At 44.9% G+C, this 26649-nt stretch carries 19 protein-coding genes; 16 read left to right on the forward strand and 3 right to left on the reverse strand.

From position 1 onward, the window contains the following. The first annotated feature begins 54 nt into the window (after positions 1-54). Positions 55-2031, forward strand: coding sequence for a gliding motility-associated C-terminal domain-containing protein (locus tag ACYVNW_RS15520; RefSeq protein ID WP_460680788.1), 1977 nt, complete (start codon positions 55-57; stop codon positions 2029-2031). A gap of 151 nt (positions 2032-2182) precedes the next feature. Here the strand turns inward: ACYVNW_RS15520 and ACYVNW_RS15525 are convergent, their stop codons facing one another. Continuing rightward, a complete protein-coding gene (locus tag ACYVNW_RS15525; RefSeq protein ID WP_460680789.1) occupies positions 2183-3982 on the reverse strand; it encodes a M61 family metallopeptidase in 1800 nt (599 codons plus the stop codon). A gap of 303 nt (positions 3983-4285) precedes the next feature. Between ACYVNW_RS15525 and ACYVNW_RS15530 the strand changes: the two genes are divergently transcribed. The 12 genes from ACYVNW_RS15530 to pdeM all read left to right on the forward strand — a co-directional run bounded on the left by ACYVNW_RS15530 (position 4286) and on the right by pdeM (position 20449). Then, the gene (locus tag ACYVNW_RS15530) at positions 4286-5377 is read left to right on the forward strand and encodes an efflux RND transporter periplasmic adaptor subunit (protein ID WP_460680790.1); all 1092 of its coding nucleotides are present in this window, start codon (positions 4286-4288) and stop codon (positions 5375-5377) included. A gap of 8 nt (positions 5378-5385) precedes the next feature. Then, positions 5386-8505 (forward strand): efflux RND transporter permease subunit, encoded by a 3120-nt coding sequence (locus ACYVNW_RS15535; protein ID WP_460680791.1) that lies wholly within the window; start codon positions 5386-5388, stop codon positions 8503-8505. A gap of 7 nt (positions 8506-8512) precedes the next feature. Next, on the forward strand, positions 8513-9865 hold the full coding sequence (locus ACYVNW_RS15540; protein ID WP_460680792.1) for a TolC family protein: 1353 nt from the start codon (positions 8513-8515) through the stop codon (positions 9863-9865). Positions 9866-9916: 51 nt separating this feature from the next. Further along, positions 9917-10294: a response regulator gene (locus ACYVNW_RS15545; RefSeq protein ID WP_460680793.1), complete on the forward strand. Its 378-nt coding sequence runs from the start codon at positions 9917-9919 to the stop codon at positions 10292-10294. Further along, positions 10291-11142: an N-acetylglucosamine kinase gene (locus tag ACYVNW_RS15550; RefSeq protein ID WP_460680794.1), complete on the forward strand. Its 852-nt coding sequence runs from the start codon at positions 10291-10293 to the stop codon at positions 11140-11142. The genes ACYVNW_RS15545 and ACYVNW_RS15550 overlap by 4 nt, the downstream gene beginning before the upstream one ends. 87 nt (positions 11143-11229) lie before the next feature. Next, a complete protein-coding gene (locus tag ACYVNW_RS15555; RefSeq protein WP_460680795.1) occupies positions 11230-12222 on the forward strand; it encodes a toxin-antitoxin system YwqK family antitoxin in 993 nt (330 codons plus the stop codon). Positions 12223-12255: 33 nt separating this feature from the next. Further along, positions 12256-13212, forward strand: a complete 957-nt coding sequence (locus tag ACYVNW_RS15560) for a hypothetical protein (protein WP_460680796.1) — start codon at positions 12256-12258, stop codon at positions 13210-13212. A gap of 181 nt (positions 13213-13393) precedes the next feature. After that, positions 13394-16213, forward strand: coding sequence for a carbamoyl-phosphate synthase large subunit (carB, locus tag ACYVNW_RS15565; protein ID WP_460680797.1), 2820 nt, complete (start codon positions 13394-13396; stop codon positions 16211-16213). A gap of 202 nt (positions 16214-16415) precedes the next feature. After that, a complete protein-coding gene (locus tag ACYVNW_RS15570) occupies positions 16416-17336 on the forward strand; it encodes a glycerophosphodiester phosphodiesterase family protein (protein WP_460680798.1) in 921 nt (306 codons plus the stop codon). 141 nt (positions 17337-17477) lie between these two features. After that, positions 17478-18803, forward strand: coding sequence for an APC family permease (locus ACYVNW_RS15575; protein ID WP_460680799.1), 1326 nt, complete (start codon positions 17478-17480; stop codon positions 18801-18803). 170 nt (positions 18804-18973) lie between these two features. Continuing rightward, positions 18974-19522: a YciE/YciF ferroxidase family protein gene (locus tag ACYVNW_RS15580; protein ID WP_460680800.1), complete on the forward strand. Its 549-nt coding sequence runs from the start codon at positions 18974-18976 to the stop codon at positions 19520-19522. 282 nt (positions 19523-19804) lie between these two features. Further along, positions 19805-20449: a ligase-associated DNA damage response endonuclease PdeM gene (gene pdeM, locus ACYVNW_RS15585; RefSeq protein ID WP_460680801.1), complete on the forward strand. Its 645-nt coding sequence runs from the start codon at positions 19805-19807 to the stop codon at positions 20447-20449. Here the strand turns inward: pdeM and ACYVNW_RS15590 are convergent. Continuing rightward, on the reverse strand, positions 20357-21574 hold the full coding sequence (locus tag ACYVNW_RS15590; RefSeq protein ID WP_460680802.1) for a hypothetical protein: 1218 nt from the start codon (positions 21572-21574) through the stop codon (positions 20357-20359). The two genes, pdeM and ACYVNW_RS15590, sit on opposite strands and share 93 nt — an antisense overlap. A 214-nt stretch (positions 21575-21788) precedes the next feature. On the opposite strand from ACYVNW_RS15590, the gene ACYVNW_RS15595 reads away from it, so the two are divergent. From ACYVNW_RS15595 to ACYVNW_RS15605, 3 genes are all read left to right on the forward strand, one after another. After that, positions 21789-22577 (forward strand): succinate dehydrogenase cytochrome b subunit, encoded by a 789-nt coding sequence (locus ACYVNW_RS15595; RefSeq protein WP_460680803.1) that lies wholly within the window; start codon positions 21789-21791, stop codon positions 22575-22577. Positions 22578-22601: 24 nt separating this feature from the next. Beyond that, complete coding sequence (locus ACYVNW_RS15600) at positions 22602-24536, forward strand: fumarate reductase/succinate dehydrogenase flavoprotein subunit (RefSeq protein ID WP_460680804.1); 1935 nt, start codon at positions 22602-22604, stop codon at positions 24534-24536. Between the two features lie 91 nt (positions 24537-24627). After that, positions 24628-25425, forward strand: coding sequence for a succinate dehydrogenase/fumarate reductase iron-sulfur subunit (locus ACYVNW_RS15605; RefSeq protein ID WP_460680805.1), 798 nt, complete (start codon positions 24628-24630; stop codon positions 25423-25425). Positions 25426-25618: 193 nt separating this feature from the next. On the opposite strand, the gene ACYVNW_RS15610 is transcribed toward ACYVNW_RS15605, so the two are convergent. Continuing rightward, the gene (locus ACYVNW_RS15610; RefSeq protein ID WP_460680806.1) at positions 25619-26638 is read right to left on the reverse strand and encodes an asparaginase; all 1020 of its coding nucleotides are present in this window, start codon (positions 26636-26638) and stop codon (positions 25619-25621) included. Positions 26639-26649 lie beyond the last annotated feature (11 nt).

The raw sequence follows: 26649 nt of genomic DNA on the forward strand, positions 1-26649 counted from the left end.
GGGCTAATTTACTACATTTATAGGCCCGCGTATTTGAGTGCGCTATAAACCCTGATGTGTTTTAATAAACGTATTTTTCTTGTAGCTTTTTTATTGCTGGCCGTAATGTTAGGCTCCCGTGCGCAGGATTGCAGCGGAAACTTAGGGGCACCAGTGATAAGCGAAACTTTTGGACGTGGCAGTTCTACCATTGGCCCGGCGCTTTCAGCCACGCAAACCAGTTTAAAATATATGGCCGATGTTTGTGTAGGGCAGGACGGCACCTATACGTTGCTGAATGCGCTTGGCGGGAATTGTTTTAGTGGTACATGGCAGGCCATCCCGCGCGATCATACACGCGATGGCAACGGTTATATGATGATCATTAATGCCTCCATAGCGCCGAGTGTGTTTTTTACTTATCGCATCAGCGGCAGTAAATTATGCGGAGGCACCACATACCAGTTTGCGGCCTATATCATGAACATTGTGCACCGGCAGCCATCTACCCAAAACCATATTGAGCCGGATGTAATATTTCGTATAGAGAAACCAGACGGAACATTAATTGCACCACCTTTTGATACACAGCCGATACCAGCTTCAGATATTTCGGAGCACTGGGTTCAGCAAAGTACCTTTTTTATCGCACCAACCGATGGTTCTGACATCATAGTGAAAATGCTTAACAAAGCACCCGGAGGCGCCGGTAATGATTTAGCGCTGGATGATATTACAGTAAGCCCCTGCGGCCAAATTATTCCCACCGGGTTTAGCAGTATTAACAGTAGTAACAGCAAGGCCAATTGTGCGGGCGACAATATCAGTTACCCATTGGTTTGCGATGCCAGCCGGTATAGTAACCCCAGCTTTCAGTGGCAGCAAAATTTGAACGACGGGCAGGGTTGGGTAAATATTTCAGGCGCTACGCAAAGTACATACGTAGTGAACAAACCTAATGCTGCAGCAGGCAGTTACCAATATAGGGTAGGGTTATTGAACGATTATCAGGCCGGTTCTGAATACTGCCGTATCTACTCCGCTCCGCTTACTATTATTGTAAATGCACTGCCTGTGGCTGTTGTACCAGCTACTACCAGCGTTTGCGCCGGTCAGCCGCTACGCCTGAGCGCCAGCGGCGGCGAACGGTACCAATGGTCAGGTCCTAACGGTTTTGCCTCTATGGAAAGTAACCCGCTGGTTGCCGTCAGTGCTGCTGCAGGTATGTCCGGCGATTATACAGTTACCGTTTTTAGCAACAACTGCGCCTCTTTGCCTCAAAAAACCAAAGTGACGGTATTGCCCGCCGCGGTCATCAGCAACGTAACAGCAAATAGCGCTATTTGCGAAGGTGACCCGATACAATTACAAGTAACAGCTGCCAATGCTACACGCTACCGCTGGTCGCCCGCGGCAGGGTTAAGCCAAACGGATATTGCCAATCCTATAGCCCGGCCGGCTACCACTACTACTTATACTGTAGAAGTAAGCAATGAAGGTTGTGCAGAACTATCTGTCAGCAGGCAGGTGACTATTACCGTTAACCAAAAACCGGTGGCCGATGCCGGGCCTGCGGTAAAGCTGGTAGCCGGGCAAACTGCCCAGTTACATGGCTCAGTTACAGGCACTGAGGTTACCTATTACTGGACCCCTGCTACTGGTTTGGATGACCCCTCCTCGCTCCATCCGGTTACCCGCGCCACGGCCGATATCACTTACACTCTGCATGCAGTTTCACAAACCGGCTGTGGCGAGAATATTAATAGTGTTGAGGTAAAAGTGCTGCCTAAATTGATTGTGCCTAATACCATCAGTCCCAATGGTGACGGCGTAAATGATGTTTGGACAATTGAGGCCCTGGAAAGTTATACAGACGCCGAAATTACCATTTATAACCGGCAGGGGCAGCAGCTTTACCATAGCTTGGGCTATAGCCTTCCCTGGAATGGTACTTATAGTGGTAAGCCCCTACCTGCAGGAACTTACTATTATGTCATTGATTTAAAGGGGCAGTTGCCCAAACTATCCGGTTGGTTGCTGATTGTGAGATAGAGGTGAGTTATAAATGCACTAAACAAAAATGTCATCTTGACCATAGGGAGAAATCCTCTTCAAGCTATAAGTCTGCAGTAGACCAGCTTGATGATGAAGATTTCTCCCTGCGGTCGAAATGACAAAATGGAGAATGAGGAAAATAATCAGCTTACTCCAGAGTCAGCCATTTTTTTCTTACCGATAACTGCTCGGCGCTGGGATTGGCTACGCTTTCAATATGGTATTTTACGGCAGTGTCCTTCAGTAAAGTTACCGGTAGGTTTAGCGTTTTGCCATCACGTACAACGGTTACCATAATTTTATCACCTACCTGCTTACCATTGATTAAAGCAGTAGGGCTGCTTACCGGCACACCATCAATGGCAGTAATTTCATCGTTCACATTAATGCCATCTACCCATCCGGCAGAGCCGCGCAGTACATTGGTTACAATGGCGCGGTTAGGTACCCGGGCCAGGGCTATACCCAAGGTAGGCTCATTGCGGCTGGCGTTATCATTTACCGCTTTGTACCCGGCATAATTGAGGTAATGGTTATAATCCATAGCATCAACGCTGTTGATATATTTTTTATAGAAGTCATCCAGGTTTTTGCCGGCAAATTTTTCAAAGCCTTGCTTAAACTCGGCATCGGTATAGCCACGTTTCTTGGTTTTGTAATACTCGTTGTACATATAGCGCATTACATCATCCAATGAGTATTTGCCTTTGCTGTCTTTGATGATTTCCAAATCCAATAACAGGGCTACCAACGAGCCTTTGTTATAATAAGAAATAGAGGTGTTAATGGAGTTCTCATCCGGGCGGTATCCTTTAATCCAGGCATCATAGCTGGATTGCGACAGGGGCTGCACTTTGGTACCAGGCGTATTGTCAACTGTGTTCATATCTGCCGCCAGTACACCCAGGTAATTTTCAACCGGGTACAGGTTGGTGCGGTGCACAATCAGGTTGTCGTAATAAGCGGTAAAGCCTTCAGCAATCCACAGGTTGGTGGTGTAATTCTCATTATCATAGTCAAACGGACCTAAGGCAATTGGGCGTAGGCGTTTCACATTCCATAAATGGAAATGCTCGTGCGCCACCAATGATAAAAAGCCCTGGTAACCCGCTTCTGTATTATAACGGTCGCGTGCAGCACCCAGTGTGGTTGAGCTCAGGTGCTCCAGGCCGCCTCCGCCGCGCAGCAGGTTATGTACAATAAATACATAGTGCTTATTGGGGTTCTCACCATAAATGGCTGTTTCTTTTTCCACAATGGTAGCCATATCTTTTTTCAGGCGCTCCTTGTCGTAGTTGCCGCCACCGTACATCGCTACTTCGTAGTGTACGCCTGCCGCATCAAAATAAAAGATATCCTGGTTGCCCACTTCAATCGGCGAATCGAACAAAATATCATAGTTAGGCGCTTGCAGGGTGAAGTTATCACCCTTTACGCGCTCCAAACTGCTTGATACTTGGTCCCAGCCTTTATAGGGTTTGATGTGTACAGTAGAAGGCTGGTTCAACATGCCTTCAGGGTACAAAAAAATGCCGGTAGTCGACAGAAAGGCATGTGATACATCAATAAAACTGGTACGTACCGATACCTCAAAGCAATATACCCGGTATTTAACAGTCACTTTTTCTAACCCCGCAGTGGTTAAGCGCCAGATGTTTTTGCGCACCTTGCCTGTAGCTACGGCTTTGCTGCCCGATGATGCCGAGAGCGATTCGATATTTTTTTCGAACTCGCGTACAAGGTAAGAGCCGGGTGTCCAAACCGGCATTTTTAAGTCTAAGGTACTTTGTTTGAGGCCCGATATGGTCATTTCCAAATCGGCATAATGCGCCTGCGCCTCAGGGAAAGTAATGGTATAATTAATTTGAACGCCATTAGCGGCCTGTGTGCTTTGCTGCATGAGAATAAGAATTAAAAAGCCAAAAATAGCCGGATACAACTTTTTCATGGTCGCAATTTATAAAAAAATGCAGTTTAATGAAGTTGTAACATGGTTGATACAAGCTACTTAAAGCTTAAGTATGTCGTTAATTTTGTAAGCTGTGCTTGTATTTGCTTAGCAATTACATTAAACCTAATTGAAAAATTAATAATTAAGAATGCTGCCCGAACAGAGTAAGCTTAGCATTGTATATAAACGAATGACCCATACCCAACTCATGAAAATATTTATTGGCAGGATGCCGCTTTCTTCAGTTTTTTCACCTGTTAATACACAGCTCTCCATTCATTAATTTCCGCAAAGCAGCACATGAAAACCAGATACATCGTTTACCTTTTACTGGCCCTTGCGGTAGCTTTTTTATTTTACAATAAATTTCATGGCAAAAAAGCTGATGAAACTGCGCAGGGCGGCGGAGGTGGTAAGGGCGGAGGCAAAGGCGGCGGCCGCGATAAAGGCCCGGTGCCGGTAAGGGTAATGCTTGTAAAGGATACCGCCCTGAACAACAGTATTGATGTAACCGGTACGCTTGACCCCAACGAGCGGGTGAACCTCATTAGTCAAACGGCTGGTAATATTACCAATATTTATTTTCAGGAAGGCAGCAAGGTAAGCAAAGGCCAGGTGCTTGTGAAAGTGTATAACCAGGATTTGGTAGCCTCGCTGAAACAGAACCAGTACCAGGTGGCTTTGGCTAAAGAAAATGAGTACCGCAACCGGGTACTGCTGCAAAAGGAAGCGGTAAGCCAGCAAGAGTACGACACTTCTTTGTCCTCCTACAATTCATTAAAAGCACAGAGTGACGTAATTAAAGCGCAAATTGCACGCACTATTATTCGTGCGCCGTTTTCGGGCACTATTGGTTTACGGAATGTGAGCCCGGGTGGCTACCTGTCAACCGCTACACCGATTGCCACGCTGGTAAGTACCAACCCCATGAAGGTAACCTTTTCGGCACCCGAGCGCTACGGGCCGTTAATTAAAGTAGGCAGCCGCATTAGTTTTACCACAGCAAGTTCAGGTAACAGCCATACAGCCACTGTTTATGCCGTTGAGCCCAGCATTGATTTAAACTCGCGCACCATTACCATCCGAGCCAAAGCGCCCAATGCCAATGATGAACTAACAGCCGGTGGTTTTGCCAAAATCAATTTTACGCTGGACCAAATACCCCGCGCTATTATGGTACCTACCGAGTGTGTGGTACCCGATATTAAAGGCAGCAAAGTATATCTGGTAAAAAACGGGGTAGCAGCAGAACAACCTGTAAAAACAGATTTGCGTACCGCAACCCAGATACAGGTAACTGAAGGGCTGAAAGCCGGCGACAGTTTAATTGTGAGCGGTATTATACAGATGCGGCCTGATGCCAAGCTGAAAATTTTAAAAGTAGTTAAGTAAAATTATACATGAGTTTATCCTCAACCAGTATAAAACGGCCGGTGCTGGCCACAGTAATGTCTATTGTTATTGTGGTGTTTGGTATTATTGGCTATAAGTTTTTGGGCGTACGCGATTTCCCTTCGGTAGATCCGCCCATTATTACGGTAACGGCCAATTACTCGGGCGCCAACGCTGATGTAATTGAATCGCAGGTGACCGAGCCGCTTGAGAAAGCCATTAACGGCGTACAGGGTATTCGTAACATTTCCTCCACCAGCTCAGTAGGGGTAAGCCGCATTACAGTAGAGTTTAACTTGGATGCGGATTTGGAAACAGCAGCCAATGATGTACGCGACAAAGTAAGTCAGGCCCAGCGCCAATTGCCGCAGGATTTGGACGCTGCCCCGGTAGTTACTAAAGCCGATGCCAATGCCGATAACATTATTACCCTAACGGTAAGCAGTAATACCCGTAACATTACCCAGATTGATGATTATGCCGAAAACGTATTGCAGGAGGGCCTGCAAACCATTCCGGGCGTAAGCCAGATCAATATTCAGGGGCAGCGCCAGTATGCCATGCGTTTATGGATCGACCCCAATAAGTTGTCGGCTTACAAACTAACCGCAACTGATATTCGTGATGCGCTTAACCAGGAAAACGTAGAATTACCTGCCGGTAAAATTGAAGGCAACAATACAGAAGTAACCGTACGCGCCCTGGGTAAACTGGTAACCGAAAAAGACTTTAACAATTTGATTATCCGCTCTGACAGTAATCGGGTGATCCATTTTAGTGATGTAGGGTATGCCGTGTTAGGGTCAGCTAATGAGGAAACATCCTTAAATGAGTCGGGTGTGCCCGAAGTAGGTTTGGCCGTAGTGCCGCAGCCAGGTGCCAATTATGTACAGATTGCCGAGGATTTTTATAAACGCCTGGATCAGATTAAAAAAGATTTACCGCCCGATATCACCTTAAAGGTAGCGCTGGATAACACCAAATTCATCAACCAATCCATCGAAGAAGTTCAGGAAACGCTGTTGATTTCTTTTGTGTTGGTGGTGATTATCATTTACCTGTTTTTTCGCGACTGGCTGATTGCTTTCCGCCCGTTGATAGATATCCCGGTATCATTAATCGGTACCTTCTTCATTATGTACATATTCGGTTTCTCTATCAACATTCTTACCCTGTTGGGTATTGTGCTGGCTACCGGTTTGGTGGTGGATGATGGTATTGTGGTTACCGAAAACATCTATAAAAAGATTGAAGGCGGAATGGCCATACGCAAAGCGGCGTTTGAAGGTTCGGCAGAAATATTTTTTGCTGTTATCTCTACTTCGGTTACGCTGGCAGCTGTGTTCTTGCCCATTGTATTTTTGGAGGGCTTTGTAGGCCGCCTGTTCCGCGAGTTTGCGGTAGTGGTAGCCGGGGCAGTATTGATTTCGGCTTTTGTGTCGCTGTCATTAACGCCCATGCTAAACGTGAAGCTGATTCGTAAAAATCAGAAAAAATCTAAGTTTTACGAGCGTACCGAGCCTTTCTTTGAAAAGATGACTAAGGCTTATACTGAAACACTGATTAGCTTTATGAAGCGCAAATGGGTGTCAGGTATCATATTGGTGCTTTCGCTGGTCATTGTAGGCATCTTGGTAAAGGCTACGCCTTCTGAATTGGCTCCGCTGGATGACCGCAGTTTGCTGCGCTATACCGTAACCGGCTCTGAAGGCGCTTCTTACGAGTTCATGACCAAGTACATGACCAATGTGTCCAATCTCATTCAGGATTCTATTCCCGAGGCAGATGTAAACATTTCTATCGTATCGCCTAACAGCGGTGGTGGCGGTTCTGCCAATACAGGTTTTGGCCGTATCGGACTGGTAGCGCCCGACAAGCGTACCCGGAGCCAACAGGAAATTGCCGACTGGATGAACAAAAAACTAAGCCGCTTTCCGGATGCCCGTACCCTGGTGGTACAGGAGCAAACCATCAGTGGTGGCGGTAGCGGGTCGCGCACCTCGCTGCCTATACAGTATGTAATCCAGAACCAAGATTTTGAGAAAATACGTAAAGTGCTGCCTCAATTTTTTGCAGAGGTCAATCGTAGCCCGGTGTTCCAGACTGCCGATGTGAACCTCAAATTTACCAAACCCGAGCTACGCATCACTACCGACCGCGACCGTGCCCGCGATTTGGGGGTTACTGTAGGTGATATTGCCTCTACCCTGCAACTCTATTACAGTGCCGGGCGCTTAAACTATTTCCTGATCAGCGGTAAGCAGTACCAGGTTATTGGGCAGGTTGACCGTGCTAACCGCGACCAGCCGCTGGATTTAAAATCAGTTTATGTGCGCAGTACCAAGGGGAATTTAGTGCAGTTGGATAACGTAGTGAAACTGGCCGAGGATGCTACCCCGCCCTCTATTTTCCACTTCAATCGTTATAAATCGGCTACGGTGCAGGCAGGGCTTTCGCCGGGACATACCATTGGCGATGGCATTGCCGAAATGGACCGTATTGCCAAAAAATTGCTTGATCCCAGCTTCAGTACCGATTTGAGCGGCCCCTCGCGCGATTTTGCCGAGAGTTCATCAAACATCTTATTCGCCTTCGGCTTTGCACTGTTGCTGATCTATCTGGTATTAGCTGCACAGTTTGAAAGCTTTGTCGATCCGTTTATTGTAATGCTTACCGTGCCGCTGGCTATTGCGGGGGCTTTCCTGTCGTTATGGTTCTTTAACCAAACGCTCAATATCTTTAGCGAGATCGGAATGATTACCCTGGTTGGTTTGGTTACCAAAAATGGTATCTTGATTGTAGAATTTGCCAACCAGCGCATGGAGCATGGCCTCAAAAAGTATGAAGCCGTAGTAGAAGCAGCTACCGCCCGTTTACGTCCTATTTTGATGACCAGTTTGGCTGTAGTGTTAGGTGCCGTTCCTATTGCCTTTGCTTTGGGCTCGGGGGCTAAAAGCCGGGTATCATTAGGTATTGTAATTATGGGGGGAATGATGTTTTCATTGATTTTAACTTTATATGTTATCCCGGTAATGTATGTGGTTTTTGCCTCAAAAGTACGCCGTAACCCCGATGAAGAGCCTAAAGAAGAACCGGCCAAAGCGCCTTTATTAATTGAAAATTTATAACCCGTATATGAAGTTGAAGCAGATCATCCTCTTAATTATAGCGGGCTTTATATCGTCATTTACCTCAGTGCAGGCGCAGCAGGCTCCGCCGGTACAAAAAGCGCCCCTGCTTACCATAAGAGAAGCAGTAGAAACCGCCCTGCAAAATAATTACGCCATAAAAATATCAACCAATAACCGCGATGTAGCCAAAAATAATACCAGCCTGGCTAACGCAGGTTTCTTTCCTGTAGTAACTGCCGATGTAACCGTAAGTAACAGTATACAAAATGTAACCCAAACGCGTGCAGATGCTACCGGTGCGCTGAATACCACTAACATATCGGGTGCTCGTAATAGCGGCACCACTTACGGACCTAATCTGAATTGGACCATCTTTAACGGCTTATACATGTTTGCCGCTTATGACCGCTTTAAAGAATTACAAAAACTGGGCGACGTAAGGTTGCGTGATACCATACAAGGAACGGTGGCAGCGGTATTAAGCAGTTACTATAATTTAGTGAATCAGACGCAGCAGATTAAAGCCCTGCAGGGGGCAATTGCTATTTCGCGCACGCAGTTGCGTTATGCACAGGCCAAGTTTCAGGTAGGGCGGGTTTCAAAACTGGATGTGTTGAATGCGCAGGTAAACCTCAATACGGATACTGCCGCCCTGATTACGCAGTTGCAAGAGTATAAATCGGCACAAATTCAGTTAAATGAACTGCTGGTACGTAACCCTCGTACCGATTTTTCCGTATCAGACACTATTTTAGTAGACGATCAGTTGAAATTAGGTGATATTTTAAATCAGGCGCAAGCGCAAAATCCGGCAGTACTTTCGGCCGAAATTAATAAGCGGTTGGCTGAAACCAATTTACGGCTGGTTCGCTCTACCCGGTATCCGCAGGTAGCGGTAAATGCCGGTTATATTTATACATCCAATCAAAATCCAACGGGTTTTGCACGTGCGCAAAACAGCAACGGCCTAAATTACGGACTCACTGCATCTATTAATATCTTTAACGGTTTCAATCAATGGCGGCGCGAACGTAATGCCAAACTGCAACTGGCCAACTCCAACTTAAATGAAAAACAGATACGGTTGGACATAGAGGCGCAAATCAGTAACTTTTATTCCAGCTACTTATCCGGGCTGGATTTGATTAAACTGGGCCAGGCCAATGTGGAAATTGCCAGAAAAAATCTGGAGATTTCACTTGAAAAATATCGTATAGGAAACATTACGCCACTGGAGATACGTGAGGCACAACGTAACTACCTGGATGCACAATCCAGATTTTTTGCGGCACAATACCAATCTAAAATTGCCGAAGTAACATTGAGGCAATTAACGAATAGTATAAATATTCAATAAAAATATATACTTGATAGCTAATTAATTCTAAACCCCTTATATTTGAATTTAATGTCTCTCAACTATAAGACCTGCTTACTGATTGACGATAATTACATTGATAATTTCGTAACGCGCAGAATACTGGAAAGCAGTAATTTTGCCGAAAAAATCATTGTAGAACAATCAGCGCCTGATGCTATTGACTCATTGCGCGACGGTAGTATTTGTCCGGATGTGATTTTTTTGGATTTGCGTATGCCGATGATGAATGGCTTTGAATTTTTGCAGGAATACGATAAACTAAACCTGGAAAATAAAAATACCACAAAAATATTTATGCTGTCGTCATCGCTTGACCCTACTGACGTGAAGCGCTCCAGCCAGAATAAGTACATCAGCCAGTTTATTCACAAGCCGCTTACCCATAAAATTTTAGAAGAACTTTGAGTAAAATCCTGGTAGCCGACAGCGGATCATCCAAAACCGATTGGCTTTTAACCGGGCAGGAGGCGCCTGTAAGTTTTAAAACCAGCGGCTTAAACCCCTACTTTTTAACCGAAAAGGAAATTGTTAAAGTAATTCAAACCCAGGCGGCCGAAATGCTGAGCCAGGGTGCTGAAGTAACTGAAACTTATTTTTTCGGCGCCGGCTGTTCCAGTCCAGACAGGCGCGAGATTGTATCCAACGCCTTAAGTCAGCTTTTCCCGAAAGCTTTTATCAGTGTAGACAGTGACCTGCTGGGCTCGGCTTATGCTACCTGCGGGCGTGCACAGGGTTTGTGCTGTGTACTGGGTACAGGGTCAAACATTTCATTTTTTGATGGTGAGGATATTCACGCAGGCAAGCACGGCCTGGGCTTTGTGCTGGGCGATGAAGGCTCGGGCACCTGGTTTGGCAAAGCGCTGATAACCGGCTACCTGTATGGTCAAATGCCTGAAGAGGTAGCTTCCCGTTTCAGAAAGGACTATCAGCTCACCAAAGATGAAGTGATTAACCGGGTATACCAGCAGCCCAATGGTAATTCGTACCTGGCCTCATTCGCCAAATTCTTGAGTGAAATTAAGCAAACCGCTTACGGTAAAGCTTTAATTAATAAGGGGCTTTCCGAATTTATTGAAACCAACATTAAATCTTACCCTGAATATAAAAAGTATCAATGTAACTTTGTAGGCTCCATTGCCTGGTACTTTGCCGATGAACTAAAAGCACTGTGTGAAGCGCAGCACATCCGCGTGGGTAAAATCATACAACAGCCGGTAAATGATTTGCTGCAATTTGTGTTGTCTAAAAATTGATTTTGCCTTTCTTATTTGCTTTATAAGCATATCATAAAAAATCTCATTATTTTAGGGAATTAAAACTTAACCTAATTCCTTATTTCGATGAAACTGTTTTTTACGCTTTTACTTATCACTATTTATATTAATTGCCTCGCACAAAAGCACAATACTTATTATTTTAAAAATAATGGTCGTGAAGTATCCCATCCGGATAGCGCTGATTATGTTAGAGTTGTAAGTGAGCCGGATGCAGGAAGTGAATTATACAATGTAGCAGAATATTATAACAATAAGGCCAGGAAACTGATAGGCAAGTCCTCAGACGTTGATCCTGTACGGTATCAGGGTTATGTGCTCACTTTTTTTCCTAATGGTAAAAGGGAATCAGTAACTCAATACGTTAATGGTTTTGCCATTGATACCGCTTCTTCTTACTATCCTAACGGGAAGAAACATATAGTTAAACATTATATGTCTGTTGATACTACTCGCAAGTCATTTCTTCCGGATAACGACAGCCGGCAAATTATTGATGCAGTATATGATTCAACTGGTACTGCCCTGGCAATTAACGGTAACGGAAGATATATAAGTTACAATGATGTCTTTACCACTGTTGTTGAACAGGGAGAACTTAAAAATGGTAAACGTACAGGCGTTTGGACAGGGATAGACAAAGCAATGCAGCTTAGTTTTACTGAAACGTACGAAGATGGGAAGTTAATGTCAGGTACATCCACAGATAAGACAAATAGTGTGGTAGCATATACAGGTAGTCGTTCAACCCAAGTTGACTATCAAACCGGGTTTAAAAATTATTATAGAAGCTTAAGTGACGAGATATTTAGCTACCGTTACCATTTAACCGGAGATGCAGTGATCAAATGTTATATTAATAGCAATGGAAAAATAGAGGATATAAAATTTGCTATACCAATGGAACCGAGGCTGGAGCCTCTAATCCTTAAAGCTGTAAGTAAATTTACAAATTGGATTGCAGCAACCAAATACGGTCGTAATGTTGGAACTCCTTACATAATCTCGCTTAGTTTCAGGTCTGAAGTTAGATTCGGAGTAAGTAGTAAGATATTCTAAAAAAAGCTATATTGTGTCCTCTAATTAATGATAATGAAATTTCTTTTTACCATAGGCCTCACTTTACTGGCCTTTGCCGGCTTTGCACAAGATAAAACCGTATTTTATTTTAAGTACAACGGCAATAAAGTGGCTGTTGCCGACAGTGCCGATTTTGTACGGGTAATTACCCCGCCCGACTCAGCCTCTACTTTATTTAATGTACAGGAATTTTATACTGCTAATGGCAAGCGTAAACTTATTGGCAAATCAACTGCTATTGATCCTATTGTGCTTGAGGGGCAATGCGCTACCTTTTACATTAACGGCAGCCGGGAGTCGGTAACTGATTATAGTGGCGGTGCGTATTTAGGCAACAGTTATATGTATTATCCGAACGGAAAGCTGCATACCCTGCTTACATACGATACCCTGAATGCTAAAAATTATGATTTGAATTATAAAATAATCACCTGTAATGATTCTACCGGCGCCGCTACTGTAACCGATGGCAATGGGCATTACATAGATTATAATTTGCTTACCCGTACCATTTCTGAAGAAGGAAATGTAAAGAATGGCAGCCCCGACGGCGAATGGCATGGCAACTATCCGGACAAAGTTACTTTTACAGATACATATCGCAACGGGCAGTTTGTTTCAGGTGTGTGCACCATGCCCAATGGTATCAAGTATACTTATCAGCACAAAGCACAAAGCCCTGAATTTAAAGGCGGCGATGAGGTATTTATGACTTACCTGAAAAAGAAAGCGGCTTATAAAGCGCCTGCAGTGAAGAAGGGTGCGCCTGCCACGCCTAAAAAAATTGTACTGATGACCTTTATTGTTACCCAGCAGGGAAAGCCGGTAAATGTTAGACTATTTGGAAGCTATAACCCGGTAACCGATAAGGCGCTGGTAAATGCCGCACTTACCTCAACCGGATGGAAACCAGCCTTGCAAAACGGGCACCCGGTAGATGCGCCTTATAACCTGGCGGTGAAATTATAAGATGATAGCCTTGTATAAAAACAGGGCAGGCGAATAAATTAACTTTTAAGCCAAAAAAGATTTTCAAATCATTACCTTTGCATCCCGACGCTGAGTCGGGATTTTTTCTTTTCAGCGCATAGCATAACAGTGAAATTCAGGCTTTTTGAATTTTAACTTTTAAAATTTGATTTAACGAACTATGCCCAAAAATACATCCATTAAATCCGTACTAATTATTGGTTCAGGTCCTATCATTATTGGTCAGGCCTGCGAGTTTGATTATGCCGGCTCTCAAGCGGCCCTTTCGTTGAAAGACGAAGGCATCACTGTCTCTATCATCAACAGCAACCCAGCCACCATCATGACCGATAAGGTTATCGCCGATCATGTGTACCTGTTGCCTTTAACCTGCGATAGTATAGAGCAGATTTTGCAGGAGCAAAAGATTGATGCGGTACTGCCAACTATGGGCGGCCAAACTGCATTGAACCTGTGCATCGAAGCTTCAGAACGCGGCATTTGGGAAAAGTACAATGTGAAAGTGATTGGTGTAGACGTTGCCGCTATCGAAAAAACCGAAAACCGCGAAGCCTTCCGCCAACTGATGGTGGATATTGGCGTAGGTGTAGCCACATCTAAAATTGCCAACTCATTTTTAGAAGGCAAAGAAGCTGCGCAGGAAATAGGTTTCCCGCTGGTAATTCGCCCGAGCTATACGTTAGGGGGTACCGGTGGTGGCTTTGTGCATAAAAAGCAGGATTTTGATGCTGCCCTAAGCCGAGGCCTGCAGGCATCTCCTACCCACGAGGTACTGGTAGAACAAGCGGTATTGGGCTGGAAGGAATTTGAGCTGGAGTTACTGCGCGATAACCGCGATAATGTGATTATCATCTGCTCTATCGAAAACTTCGACCCGATGGGTATTCATACCGGTGACAGCATTACCGTAGCCCCGGCCATGACCCTGAGCGACCGTTGCTACCAGGAGATGCGTAACCAGGCAATCAAGATGATGCGCGCTATTGGCAATTTTGCTGGTGGCTGTAACGTGCAGTTCTCGGTAAACCCGGCCAACGAGGAGATTATTGCTATTGAGATCAACCCGCGTGTATCGCGTTCATCGGCCCTGGCCTCTAAAGCTACCGGCTACCCGATTGCTAAAATTGCTGCGAAGCTGGCTATCGGTTATAATTTGGATGAACTGCAAAACCAAATTACGCAAACCACTTCGGCTTACTTTGAGCCTACGCTGGATTATGTAATTGTAAAAATACCGCGCTGGAACTTTGATAAATTTAAAGGTGCCAACAAAGAACTGGGCCTGCAAATGAAATCGGTAGGTGAGGTGATGGGCATTGGCCGCAGCTTTATTGAGGCTTTGCAGAAAGCCTGCCAGAGCTTAGAAATCGGCCGCGCCGGTTTAGGTGCCGATGGTCGCCAAAGCCGCAATCTTGAAGAAATTATGGAGAGCCTGGAGCATCCGAGCTGGGACCGCTTGTTCCATGTGTATGATGCTTTAAGTTTGGGTGTGCCTATCGAATCGGTACGTAAAGCTACCCTGATTGACCGCTGGTTCCTGAACCAGATACAAGAAATTGTAACCATGGAGAACGAGCTACGCCGTTACTCTGTGAATAATATCCCACCTGATTTCCTGCTCACTTTAAAGCAAAAAGGATTTTCAGATGTACAGATTGCCTGGGTACTGGGTGCCAACACCACCGAAGACCAGGTGTATGATCGCCGCAAGGAATTAGGCATCAACCGCGTGTATAAAATGGTAGATACCTGCGCGGCTGAGTTTCAGGCGCAAACGCCATATTATTACTCTACTTACGAAGGTGAGAACGAATCTATCGCATCAGATAAAAGAAAGATCATTGTATTAGGTTCAGGCCCTAACCGTATTGGTCAGGGTATTGAGTTTGATTATAGCTGCGTGCATGGCTTGCTGGCAGCTAAAGAAACCGGTTTTGAGGCCATCATGATTAACTGTAACCCTGAAACCGTATCTACAGACTTTAATATGGCTGATAAGCTGTATTTCGAGCCGGTATTCTGGGAGCATGTACGTGAAATCATCGAACTGGAAAAACCCGAGGGGGTGATTGTACAGTTGGGTGGCCAAACGGCGTTGAAGATGGCTGAAAAGCTGCATCAGCATGGTATCAAAATTATCGGTACCTCGTTTAACGATATGGACATTGCCGAAGACCGCGGCCGTTTCTCTGATTTGTTAAAAGAACTGAACATTCCATACCCTAAGTATGGCGTAGCCGAAAGCGCTGAAGAAGCTATCAAAGTAGCCCACGAAGTTGGTTACCCAGTATTGGTGCGCCCTAGCTATGTATTAGGCGGCCAGGGCATGAGCATTGTGATTAACGATGAGGATTTGGAGCGTGCAGTGGTTAACCTGCTGAAAAACCTGCCAGGTAACCGTGTATTGATTGACCACTTCCTGGATCGTGCTGCCGAGGCAGAATCAGATTCCATTTGCGATGGCGAAGATGTGCACATTATCGGTATGATGGAGCACATCGAGCCTGCAGGTATTCACTCCGGCGACTCTTATGCTGTACTGCCACCGTTTGATTTATCAGACAAGGTGCTGAGCCAAATGGAAGAATATTCAATAAAGTTAGCCAAAGCTTTAAACGTGCGTGGCTTGCTGAATATTCAGTTTGCCATAAAAAATGATAGCGTGTATGTAATTGAGGCTAACCCGCGTGCATCGCGCACGGTGCCTTTTATTGCCAAGGCTTATGATGTGCCTTACATCAACATCGCAGCCAAAATAATGCTGGGTGTGAATAAATTAAAGGACTTTACTATTGAGCGCAAACTGAAAGGGTATGCTATCAAAGAACCGGTATTCTCCTTCAGTAAGTTCCCTGAAGTAAGCAAAGAGCTGGGCCCAGAAATGAAATCCACAGGCGAAGCGATCCGCTTCATCCCTGACCTGCAGGATCCTTATTTCAGGCACCTGTACAAAGAGAAATCAATGTACCTGAGCAAGTAATATTATCAAGCGCCTCTGTAAAGAGGCGCTTTTTTTATGCTGTTGCAAAGCCCGCTCCCTACCCTTCCTTGGGAGTGTAGGGAGGGATTAAAAAAAGCGTTAATCTAAAAAGCGCTGTCCTCCTTAACAATCATTTAACGCAACTCTAACAAACCAAGCCTGTTGTAGCTCTAAATTTGCATATTCAATACAAAAGCTATTTATGAAATTTCATTTCCGGCATTACTCCGTATTCGTTCTTGTCTTGTTTGCCGCCTGTAGCACCCCAAAGCAATTTATCAAGCAAGAACCTTCTATCTTCTATAAAGAGGCCCACCGCGGCGGCAGGGGCCTGATGCCGGAAAATACTATACCCGCTATGCTGAACGGTATAGCCAACGGCGCCAATGTATGCGAACTGGATACCTATACCAGCGGTGATGAGCAGGTGATTGTATCGCACGATCCGTACATCAACTACCAGCATTCATACAATGAACAAGGGCAGGAACTAACCAGGCAAGATGCTCAGAAGTTTGTGCTGCACCAAATGCCCTATGCTGAAATCAAAAATTTTGATACCGGGTCTAAGCCTTATCCTTCATTTCCGCAACAGCAAAAGTTAAAGACGCACATTCCTCTATTGGCCGATTTGATTGATTCGGTAGAGGCATATACGGCAAAGCAGCACCTCAAACCCATGTTGTATAACATCGAACTCAAAACTTCAGTAAAAAATGATGGCGTATTAAATGATACGCCCGCTCAACTGGCCGATAAAGTAATGCAGGTCATCAATAGCAAACATATTACCAGTCGTGTGCATGTTCAGTCATTTGATATACGGGCTCTGCAGTATATGCATAAAGCCTATCCGAAAGTAACCTTGAGTTTCTTGGTGGAAAATAAGAGCAGCGCAGCTGATAACTTTACTGCGTTAGGGTTTTACCCACCATTTTATAGTCCGGCGTATCAGTTGGTTACCCCTGAACTGGTAACTTTTTGCCATAGTCACCATATACAGGTTATTCCGTGGACGGTGAACACCACCGAAGCCATGCAGCACCTGATTGATATGGATGTAGACGGGCTAATTACAGATTACCCTAATTTATTCAGCAGGCTGAATTACGCCAAACGCTAATCGCAGCAAGGGGGATGCTGCTTCAAATGTGCAAGTGTTCGCAAAACTCAGGTATAAGTAAATAAATGTACTCTACCGATGAATCTTTAAATTATCTGGCGGCAAAAGCTAAACCCCTAAATTTTTTTAATTTAGGCAGCTATGCCTGCCCACGCCCGCTCCCGTAAAATACATACGCTGCAACTAATAGCTATTGTGTTTTTTACCGTATCGGGCGGCCCCTACGGCTTAGAGCCTTTGCTGGCTTATGCCGGCGAGCATGCAGCGTTGCTTATCCTGCTAATCACACCCCTGCTTTGGGATATTCCGGCTATTCTTACTGTGCTTGAGCTTAACAGCATGATGCCGGTTACCGGCGGCTATTACCAATGGGTAAAATATGCTTTAGGCCAACGTTGGGGCTTTTTCGAAGGCTGGTGGACCTGGCTTTATACCTTTGTAGATTTGGCCATTTACCCAGTGTTGTTTGTTGAATATGCAACTTACTTTTTTCCGCAACTGGCAGCTTATAAAATAGTGGTGTGCCTGGCCGTGATCTGGCTGTCGGCCGGATTAAATATTCGGGGTATTACCGAAGTGGGCCGATTATCGTTGCTGTTGAGCGTGCTGGTGCTGGTACCTTTTGTAGTATTGTTTATTGTAATAGTTACCCACCATACAGGTTCATGGGCTATGGCGCACCCCAGCCTGCAGCATTTGCCATTCCCATCCTTTAGTATGGCCTTGTATACCGTAATGTGGAATTGCCTGGGTTGGGATAATGTAACCACTTATGCCCGCGAGGTAGACAAGCCTGTACGTTCTTACCTTATTTCGGTAGCTGTGGCCTTTGTGTTGGTAATGGTTATTTATGGCTTAGTGATCTACTTTGCGCAACAATCAGGCATTAAGCCTACACTATTGGCTGAAGCGGGTTTCCCTGCCTTGGGCGAACTTACCGGGGGGCAATGGCTGGGTAAACTGATTGCCGCAGGCGGGATGGCCAGTACCTTGGGCATTTACGCAGCGGTGCTGCTGTCGGTGTCCCGCGTGCCGCAGGCCATGTCTGACGATAAATTGCTGCCTGCTTTCCTGCATCATCTGCATCCGCGTTATAAAACGCCTTATGTGTCTATCCTAATCTGTTCTGTAATTGTTAGCCTGATGGTGTTGTGGACCTTTGGTGAACTGCTGGTGATTGATGTTACCGTATATGGTGCCGGGGTTACATTAGAGTATGTGGCGCTTATTCAACTGCGCCTGCATGAACCACAAAGGCACAGGCCCTTTAAAATACCCTTGCCGGTGGCCGGTTTGGTATTAATGGCATTGTTGCCTTTAACCGTATATGTGGTGGCACTGTCAGGTGCTTTCCTGTCTGAGGGGAGCGGCATCCGGCCGGCGCTTTTTGCTATTGGAGCATTATTAACAGCAGAGGTTGGCTGGCAGTTGGTAAAATTAAGCCGGCGATACAACAATATGGGTTAAGCTGAATTTTTTTTATTGTGATAACCCATACAATGTTTATTGCTGTGCGATGATTTTACAAAAAAGACGGCCTTAAGTTTCTTTAAATTATCAACTATTTGTTTACAAGTTAATAGAACTATAAGTTGTGTTAAGGGTTGAATACATAGAACATTTAAAGAACTAAGATTATGGCAACTACAAAAAAAGCTAAAGAAATAGAGCATACCGACAACGTAGAAGAATCAGCATTAAAAGAGTTATTTGTTGATGAATTGAAAGATATCTACTGGGCTGAGCAACATTTGGCTAAAGCATTAGCTAAAATGGCTAAAAACGCAACTTCGGATGAGTTACGCCAGGCGCTTGAAACTCACCAGGCCGAAACTGAAAACCAGGTAAGCCGTTTAGATCAGGTTTTCGAATCTATTGAAGAAAAAGCCACCGCCAAAAAATGCGAAGCGATGGCCGGCTTGATTAAAGAAGGTGAAGAGATTATGAAAGATACCGAAGACGGCAGCATCACTCGCGATGCCGGTATTATTTCGGCCGCTCAAAAATCAGAACATTACGAAATTGCCTCATACGGTACCCTGCGTACCCTGGCCGAAACTTTAGGGTATACCGAAGCTGCACAGTTATTGGAAGAAACTTTGAAAGAAGAAAAGAAAACTGATGACCTGTTGAGCAAAATTGCCAAGAGCGCTATCAACCCCAGAGCAAAAGCAGAAAAAGAATAACTACTGATTAAGTTTAAAAACAATAAAGGCCGGGCTTTAAGCCCGGCCTTTATTGTTTTTAAACTTGCCTCTACCTTTTCAATTCGACCGCAGGGAGAAATCTTTTTCATCAAGCCGGTTTACTATAAACTTATCGCTCGAAGATGCTTTCTCCCTGCGTTCGTAATGACAGGAGAGGATTGATGATTTTCATTATATTGTAAATGAAATGTTTGCTGCGCCTCTGTATAATCACTTCCTAAATATTTTAGTATTTTTGTGATAGGAATGATAACGCAGGGTTTGGATTTTAATTTGTTAGGGCAGGATTTAGTGTTGCTGCCTGAGAAGGCTATATACTGGAAACAGCAACGGGCACTGATTGCGGCTGATGTACATTTGGGTAAAGTAGGGCACTTTCGTAAAGCTGGTATAGCTGTGCCGCAGCAACTGGCGCAGGATGACTTGGTGGCACTTACCCGTTTAATTCAAACTCATCAGCCGAAGCATATTTATTTTCTGGGCGATTTATTCCATAGCGATAAAAATACCGACTGGAATTACTTCGCTGCCTGGCGTGAACAATTTGCAAGCATTAACATCCATCTCATCATCGGCAACCACGATATCATTGACGAAACGCATTATCATCAACTGAATATTGCCACCCATGAGTCGTTGTCTGTTGGCCCGTTCCTAATGTTGCACCACCCGTTAAGCGTACTCGAGTTACAGCAAAGCAGCGGCTATGTGCTTTGCGGACATGTCCACCCGGGGGTAAAGCTGGTAGGCAAGGGGCGGCAGGGCATTACCCTGCCTTGTTTTACCTTTGGTGCCCGGCAGGCCATATTACCGTCATTTGGCAAATTTACCGGCCGCGTAGCTATACGGCACCTGCCCTCCGATCATGTTTTTGGAGTATTGCAGCACCGTGTGATTGCGATGTAATTTTTTCAGGTAATCCTGCACCTCAAATACAATTTTACTAAAAGGTATGTCGCGCTGTAAAATCTTCCAGTTGCTGTCTACCAAATAATAAGTAGGCATGGTGGTAATCAGCCAGGCCGCAGCATTGGCCGATTCATTGCCTTTCAAATCTGAGTATTGGGGCCAGGTCAGGTGATCATCCTTAATGGCAGTCGTCCACCAGTCGCGTTTGCTGTCTAACGAAATGCTGATGATGCCTGCTTTTTTCATGTCCATTTGCTGCACCATGTTATTTACAAAGTCTTGGTGATTTAAACGACTTATTTCGTTGCCGGCCCGCCAAAAATCAATTACATACACTTGTTTGTTTAAAGCTTTTTTATCAAACTTTTTGCCGTCGGGCGTAGCTCCGAAAATTTCAGGGGCGGCAGATCCCGGTACCAATTTTAATAAGGTGTTTAGTTTCTCGCCAATCTCCTGGCCTTCAGGTGTATTCTTGGCTGCTGCACTGAATTTTTGATAAATGGAATTGTAAGCTACCGGGTCGTTCTCATAACTTAAGGTAGCCATTAGGTGAGCGTTGATGGCACTATTGGGATGATCATTTACAAAAGTTCTGAAAGCATCCAGGTTCACTTTTTGCTTGCGGCTTTGTGCATCTACCAGGCGGGCGCCAAAAAGCAGGTATTCCTGTTCGGTAGGTGGCGTTTTGCCGTGCAGTTTAGCTTCTAATTCAGCCACCAGGTTATTAGCTGCAGATACGCTGCGGTCATAAATGGCGTAATAATCTGATAAGTCCTGCTGGTTTTTTGAAGTAGATGTAATCTTAGGGTATTTCTTTAAATCTCCGTCAACCGTTTCTACCTGGTAAGTGCCCGGTTCCAGGTAAACTTCATATGGTTCATGCTCTTTATCCATATGGTCGTTATCCATAATGTTTAGCGTGTAGTAGCCCGGGTGCTCCAGCATGGCGGTAGCTTTAAAGGTTCCGGTTTTGATGGCATCATCGCACAAGGTATTGTTGCCGTCTTTCACCGAAAACAAGCCATGGGTAATACCTGGCGCTTTACCGGTGAAGTCAACACGCGAAGAAGAAGAGCAGGCGTTTAATAAAACTGCAGGCAGCAGTAAGTATAATAGTTTCATGGATAAAGAGTAGTAAGCATCTAAGATAGCAGCGCGGCCTAACTGTTGCAAGCTAAAACTACATATTACCATGATATTCATTGGTAGTGATGTTTAAACACTCAAATATTATCTTAGAATGTTTCTAAATAGAAATTAGGTTTGCATTAACCGTCATCCTTGGCTCATCTTTCGTGTTATAATGAATAATTTTGCGGGATAAATTTTTTGTGTAATGAACGAAACCAAACAAACCTTTAACTCTTCGTTAGGTAAGAAGCTGATTATGGCTTTAACGGGCTTGTTTTTGTGCCTTTTTTTAATTGTGCATTTGGGCGGTAACCTACTGCTCTTTAAAAACGATAACGGTTATTCCTTTAACGTGTATGCCAATTTCCTGACTCATTTTCCACCCATTGAGGTGATTGCCTACCTTTTGTATGCTTGTATCCTCATCCACACCATTTATGCCATTATACTAACCACCAATAACCGCAAGGCCCGCCCTGTGGATTATGCGGTGAGCACCAAGTCTGATGTGTCATTCTCATCAAAAAACATGGGTTTGCTGGGTGCTATCCTGTTTTTGTTCATCGTAATTCACATGGGCGATTTCTGGTTCACCTACAAATACGATGTAGTGCCGTTTAAAGAATACCGCACCAACCTGTTAAGCGGTGCAACAACAGCGGCCAATTTCACGCCACAATCTGCTGATTTTGAAAAATCAATATCAACTGAAGGCGATTTTGAGATACTGCGTGTGAAAGATTTGCATGCACGTGTTTCTCAAAGCTTCAGCCATGCCTGGTATGTAGTGTTTTATGTAATAGCCATGGTGGTTTTATCGTTTCACTTAAAGCATGGTTTCCAAAGCTCATTTCATACACTGGGCTGGATACACCGCAAATACAAGGGTATTATCTATTTTGTAGGTAAATGGGTATTTGCTGTATTAATCCCGCTGGGCTTTGCCGCTATGCCAATTGTTTATTTCTTAATGAGTCCTAATAAAACGCTGTAAGGCTGATTAAATATTTAATTATCTATGACTTTAGATTCTAAAATTCCCGAAGGGCCAATAGCCGAAAAATGGAGCAAGCATAAGTTTAACTTAAAGCTGGTTAACCCATCAAACAAGCGTAAATACAACATTATTATTGTGGGTACCGGTTTGGCCGGTGCCTCTGCTGCGGCTTCTTTAGCCGAGTTGGGTTATAACGTAACTGCATTCTGTTTTCAGGACAGCCCGCGCCGTGCGCACTCTATTGCTGCGCAAGGCGGTATCAATGCGGCTAAAAATTATCGTAATGATGGTGATAGTGTTTATCGGTTATTTTATGATACCATTAAAGGTGGTGACTACCGTGCCCGCGAAGGCAACGTTTACCGCCTGGCCGAGGTATCAGTAAATATTATTGACCAGTGTGTGGCGCAGGGTGTACCTTTTGCCCGCGAATACGGTGGTTTGCTGGATACCCGCTCATTTGGTGGTACCCAAGTATCGCGTACTTTCTACGCACGTGGCCAAACCGGACAGCAGTTGCTGCTGGGTGCTTACTCGGCGCTTAACCGCCAGATTCACGAAGGCAAGGTGAAAATGTATACCCGTACCGAAATGCTGGATTTGGTAACTATTGACGGCCATGCCCGTGGTATTGTTACCCGTAACTTAAAAACCGGTGAAATTGAAACGCACGCCGGCCATGCTGTATTGCTGTGTACCGGTGGTTACAGTAACGTGTTCTATTTGTCAACCAATGCTGCTGGTTCAAACGTAACTGCTGCATGGCGGGCACACAAGCGTGGCGCTTACTTTGGTAACCCTTGCTTTACCCAAATTCACCCTACCTGTATCCCGGTAACCGGTACTCATCAGAGTAAATTAACGCTGATGTCAGAATCATTACGTAATGATGGCCGGGTATGGGCTCCAAAAACAAAAGAAATTGCCGAAAAGCTGCGCAAAGGCCAGATTAAGGTAAATGATATTAAAGAAGAAGACCGCGATTACTTCCTGGAGCGTAAATATCCATCTTTCGGTAACCTGGTACCGCGCGACGTAGCTTCTCGTAATGCCAAAGAAATGGTAGACGAAGGCAAGGGCGTAGGTGGTTCTGGTGTAGCCGTGTTCCTTGATTTTAAAGAAGCGATTGAACGTTTAGGCGAAGACAGCGTAAGGGCTAAATACGGTAACCTGTTTGATATGTATTATCAGATTACCGATGAAAACCCGTATAAAATGCCAATGCGTATTTACCCGGCTGTACACTATACCATGGGTGGCCTTTGGGTTGATTATAACCTGAGCACTACCATCCCTGGCTTATATGCACTGGGTGAGGCCAACTTCTCTGATCATGGTGCCAACCGCCTGGGTGCTTCTGCACTGATGCAGGGTTTAGCCGATGGTTACTTCGTAATTCCTTACACTTTGGGCGATTACCTGGCTAATATTGGCCCGGCCCCGGTAAATGCACAGCATCCGGCTTTTGCCGAAACCAAACGCCAGGTGCAGGAAAATATCAAAAAGCTGTTATCGTTAAAAGGTAATAAAACCGTAACCGAGTATCACCGCGAACTTGGCCATATTATGTGGGAATATTGTGGCATGGCCCGCAGCGAAGAAGGTTTACTTAAAGCCAGAGGGCTGATTCAGGCATTGAAGGAAGATTTCTGGAAAAACGCGATTATCACCGGTGAAAATGAAGAAATTAATGCTGCGCTTGAAAAAGCGGGCCGCGTTGCTGACTTTATTGAACTGGGTGCACTGATGGTGGAGGATGCCCTGATGCGCCGCGAATCATGCGGTGGCCACTTCCGGGTAGAATCACAAACACCAGAAGGCGAGGCCTTGCGTAATGATGATGAATTTGCTTTTGCCGCTGCCTGGGAATTCAAAGGTGAAAACCAACCCGAGGAGCTACACAAAGAACCATTGGTATACGATAACGTACATTTAACACAAAGAAGCTATAAGTAAAAGAGAATCAAGAGTCGAGAACCAAGAATCAAGACAATTTCAACATCTTGATTCTTAGTTCTTGATTCCTGACTCTAAATCTTTAAAAGATATGAGTAACGAGAACGGATTAATGAATCTGACACTGAAAGTTTGGCGTCAGAAAAATGCACAGACTGCTGGCAAGTTTGTTACTTACAAAGCTGATAACATTTCGGCTGATATGTCATTCCTGGAGATGCTGGATGTGGTAAACGAAAGTTTGATCCATGCCGGAGATGAACCTATCCATTTTGACCACGATTGCCGCGAAGGTATTTGCGGTATGTGTTCATTATATATTAACGGCCGTCCGCATGGCCCTAAGCGTGCTATTACTACCTGCCAGCTGCACATGCGAAGCTTTGCCGATGGTGATACCATTACCATTGAGCCATGGCGCGCCCAAGCCTTCCCGGTATTAAAAGATTTGGCGGTTGACCGCTCTGCTTTTGACCGTATACAGCAGTCAGGCGGTTATGTATCGGTAAACACCGGCGGTGTGCCCGATGCCAATGAAATTGCCATCCCAAAAGTAGTTGCCGATGAAGCCTTCAATTCAGCTACCTGTATTGGCTGTGGTGCCTGCGTAGCGGCTTGTAAAAATGCTTCAGCTATGCTGTTCGTATCAGCTAAAATTTCGCAAATGGCTTTGTTACCACAAGGCCAGCCAGAGCGCTACCGCCGCGTACAAAGCATGGTAGCCCAAATGGATGCTGAAGGTTTTGGTAACTGTACCAACACCGGTGCCTGCGAAGCCGAATGTCCTAAGGAAATTACTTTGAACAACATTGTTCGCATGAACAGTGATTATTTCACCGCAAAATTCTTCAAAGAAGAAGAAGTGCCTGAAAGTTCAAGAGAAGCATAAGCTCTTTTGATTTTATACATAACAAAGGCGGCCTGTAATTTACTACAGGCCGCCTTTGTTATGTAAGTCCTTTATTGTCATTGCGAGCGATAGCGTGGCAATCGCTTACTGTACAGGGGCGCAGATGCCTCCGTGCGATGGTTACGTCGTTCCTCCTCGCCATGACAAAAGAGACGCAAATAAGTAAGCTAACCTACGAAACCGTTAACTCCCCCCTGATATCCATTTCCAGCCACTCCCTCACTTGTTTAGGGTCGTCAGACTGGCCAAGCAAGTACATCATTTTGGTTACAGCGGCTTCAAAGGTCATATCATAGCCATTGGCTACGCCAATGTCTTTTAACATCTTGCTGGTTTCGTAACGGCCTAACTCCACCGTGCCTACTTTACACTGCGAAATATCAACAATTACTTTACCGCTGTCTATTGCGTTTTTTATGCAGTTAATAAACCAGGTATCGGTGGTGGTATTGCCTGCACCAAAGGTTTCCATCACAATGCCGCGTACATTGGCATTCACAATTGCTTCTACCGCTCGCTGGCTAATGCCCGGATAGAGTTTCAATACCGAAACCTCGTTTACCAAATGCTTATGTACAACTAAATCGCCGGGGGTAGGTTGCCTGATGTCGTTAATGCTGAAGCGCAGGTGTACACCAGATTCGGCTAAAATAGGGTAGTTGGGTGAGCGAAATGCTTCGAATTTTGATGAATTGTATTTGAAAGCGCGGTTACCACGGAAAAGCTTGTAATCAAAATAAATACAAACCTCGGGTACGCGGGCACGGTCGTTCTTTTTGGCTTTGGCAATCTCAATGGCTGTCATCAGGTTTTCCTTAGCGTCAGTACGGATAGCGCTGATGGGCAATTGAGAGCCGGTAAAAATGACGGGTTTACCTAAATTCTCCAGCATAAAGCTGATAGCTGAAGCGGTAAAGGCCATGGTATCAGAGCCATGTAATACAACAAACCCATCCACCTCATGATAATGCTGTTCAATTAATCCGGCTAACTGGCTCCATATGGCAGGGCTCATGTTGGAGGAGTCAATCACTTCGTCAAAAGAATGCACTTTAATGCGGCAGTTCAGGCGTTCCAGTTCCGGCACATTATCCATAATCTGCTCAAAGTTGATGGGGCGAAGCACCTTGGTTTTAGGGTCGCTCATCATACCAATGGTACCACCGGTATATATAATCAGGATTTGGCACATAATTCAGGTTA

This window comes from Mucilaginibacter koreensis (assembly GCF_054783355.1).

What these genes read in the sequence shown, in the direction of transcription:
- ACYVNW_RS15610 (WP_460680806.1), bottom strand. Translation starts at nt 26,638, where the DNA reads ATGTGCCAAATCCTGATTATATATACCGGTGGTACCATTGGTATGATG.
- ACYVNW_RS15530 (WP_460680790.1), top strand. Translation starts at nt 4,286, where the DNA reads ATGAAAACCAGATACATCGTTTACCTTTTACTGGCCCTTGCGGTAGCT.
- ACYVNW_RS15535 (WP_460680791.1), top strand. Translation starts at nt 5,386, where the DNA reads ATGAGTTTATCCTCAACCAGTATAAAACGGCCGGTGCTGGCCACAGTA.
- ACYVNW_RS15600 (WP_460680804.1), top strand. Translation starts at nt 22,602, where the DNA reads ATGACTTTAGATTCTAAAATTCCCGAAGGGCCAATAGCCGAAAAATGG.
- ACYVNW_RS15540 (WP_460680792.1), top strand. Translation starts at nt 8,513, where the DNA reads ATGAAGTTGAAGCAGATCATCCTCTTAATTATAGCGGGCTTTATATCG.
- ACYVNW_RS15570 (WP_460680798.1), top strand. Translation starts at nt 16,416, where the DNA reads ATGAAATTTCATTTCCGGCATTACTCCGTATTCGTTCTTGTCTTGTTT.
- ACYVNW_RS15555 (WP_460680795.1), top strand. Translation starts at nt 11,230, where the DNA reads ATGAAACTGTTTTTTACGCTTTTACTTATCACTATTTATATTAATTGC.
- ACYVNW_RS15525 (WP_460680789.1), bottom strand. Translation starts at nt 3,982, where the DNA reads ATGAAAAAGTTGTATCCGGCTATTTTTGGCTTTTTAATTCTTATTCTC.
- ACYVNW_RS15590 (WP_460680802.1), bottom strand. Translation starts at nt 21,574, where the DNA reads ATGAAACTATTATACTTACTGCTGCCTGCAGTTTTATTAAACGCCTGC.
- ACYVNW_RS15595 (WP_460680803.1), top strand. Translation starts at nt 21,789, where the DNA reads ATGAACGAAACCAAACAAACCTTTAACTCTTCGTTAGGTAAGAAGCTG.
- ACYVNW_RS15520 (WP_460680788.1), top strand. Translation starts at nt 55, where the DNA reads ATGTGTTTTAATAAACGTATTTTTCTTGTAGCTTTTTTATTGCTGGCC.
- ACYVNW_RS15580 (WP_460680800.1), top strand. Translation starts at nt 18,974, where the DNA reads ATGGCAACTACAAAAAAAGCTAAAGAAATAGAGCATACCGACAACGTA.
- ACYVNW_RS15575 (WP_460680799.1), top strand. Translation starts at nt 17,478, where the DNA reads ATGCCTGCCCACGCCCGCTCCCGTAAAATACATACGCTGCAACTAATA.
- ACYVNW_RS15605 (WP_460680805.1), top strand. Translation starts at nt 24,628, where the DNA reads ATGAGTAACGAGAACGGATTAATGAATCTGACACTGAAAGTTTGGCGT.
- ACYVNW_RS15560 (WP_460680796.1), top strand. Translation starts at nt 12,256, where the DNA reads ATGAAATTTCTTTTTACCATAGGCCTCACTTTACTGGCCTTTGCCGGC.
- carB (WP_460680797.1), top strand. Translation starts at nt 13,394, where the DNA reads ATGCCCAAAAATACATCCATTAAATCCGTACTAATTATTGGTTCAGGT.
- ACYVNW_RS15545 (WP_460680793.1), top strand. Translation starts at nt 9,917, where the DNA reads ATGTCTCTCAACTATAAGACCTGCTTACTGATTGACGATAATTACATT.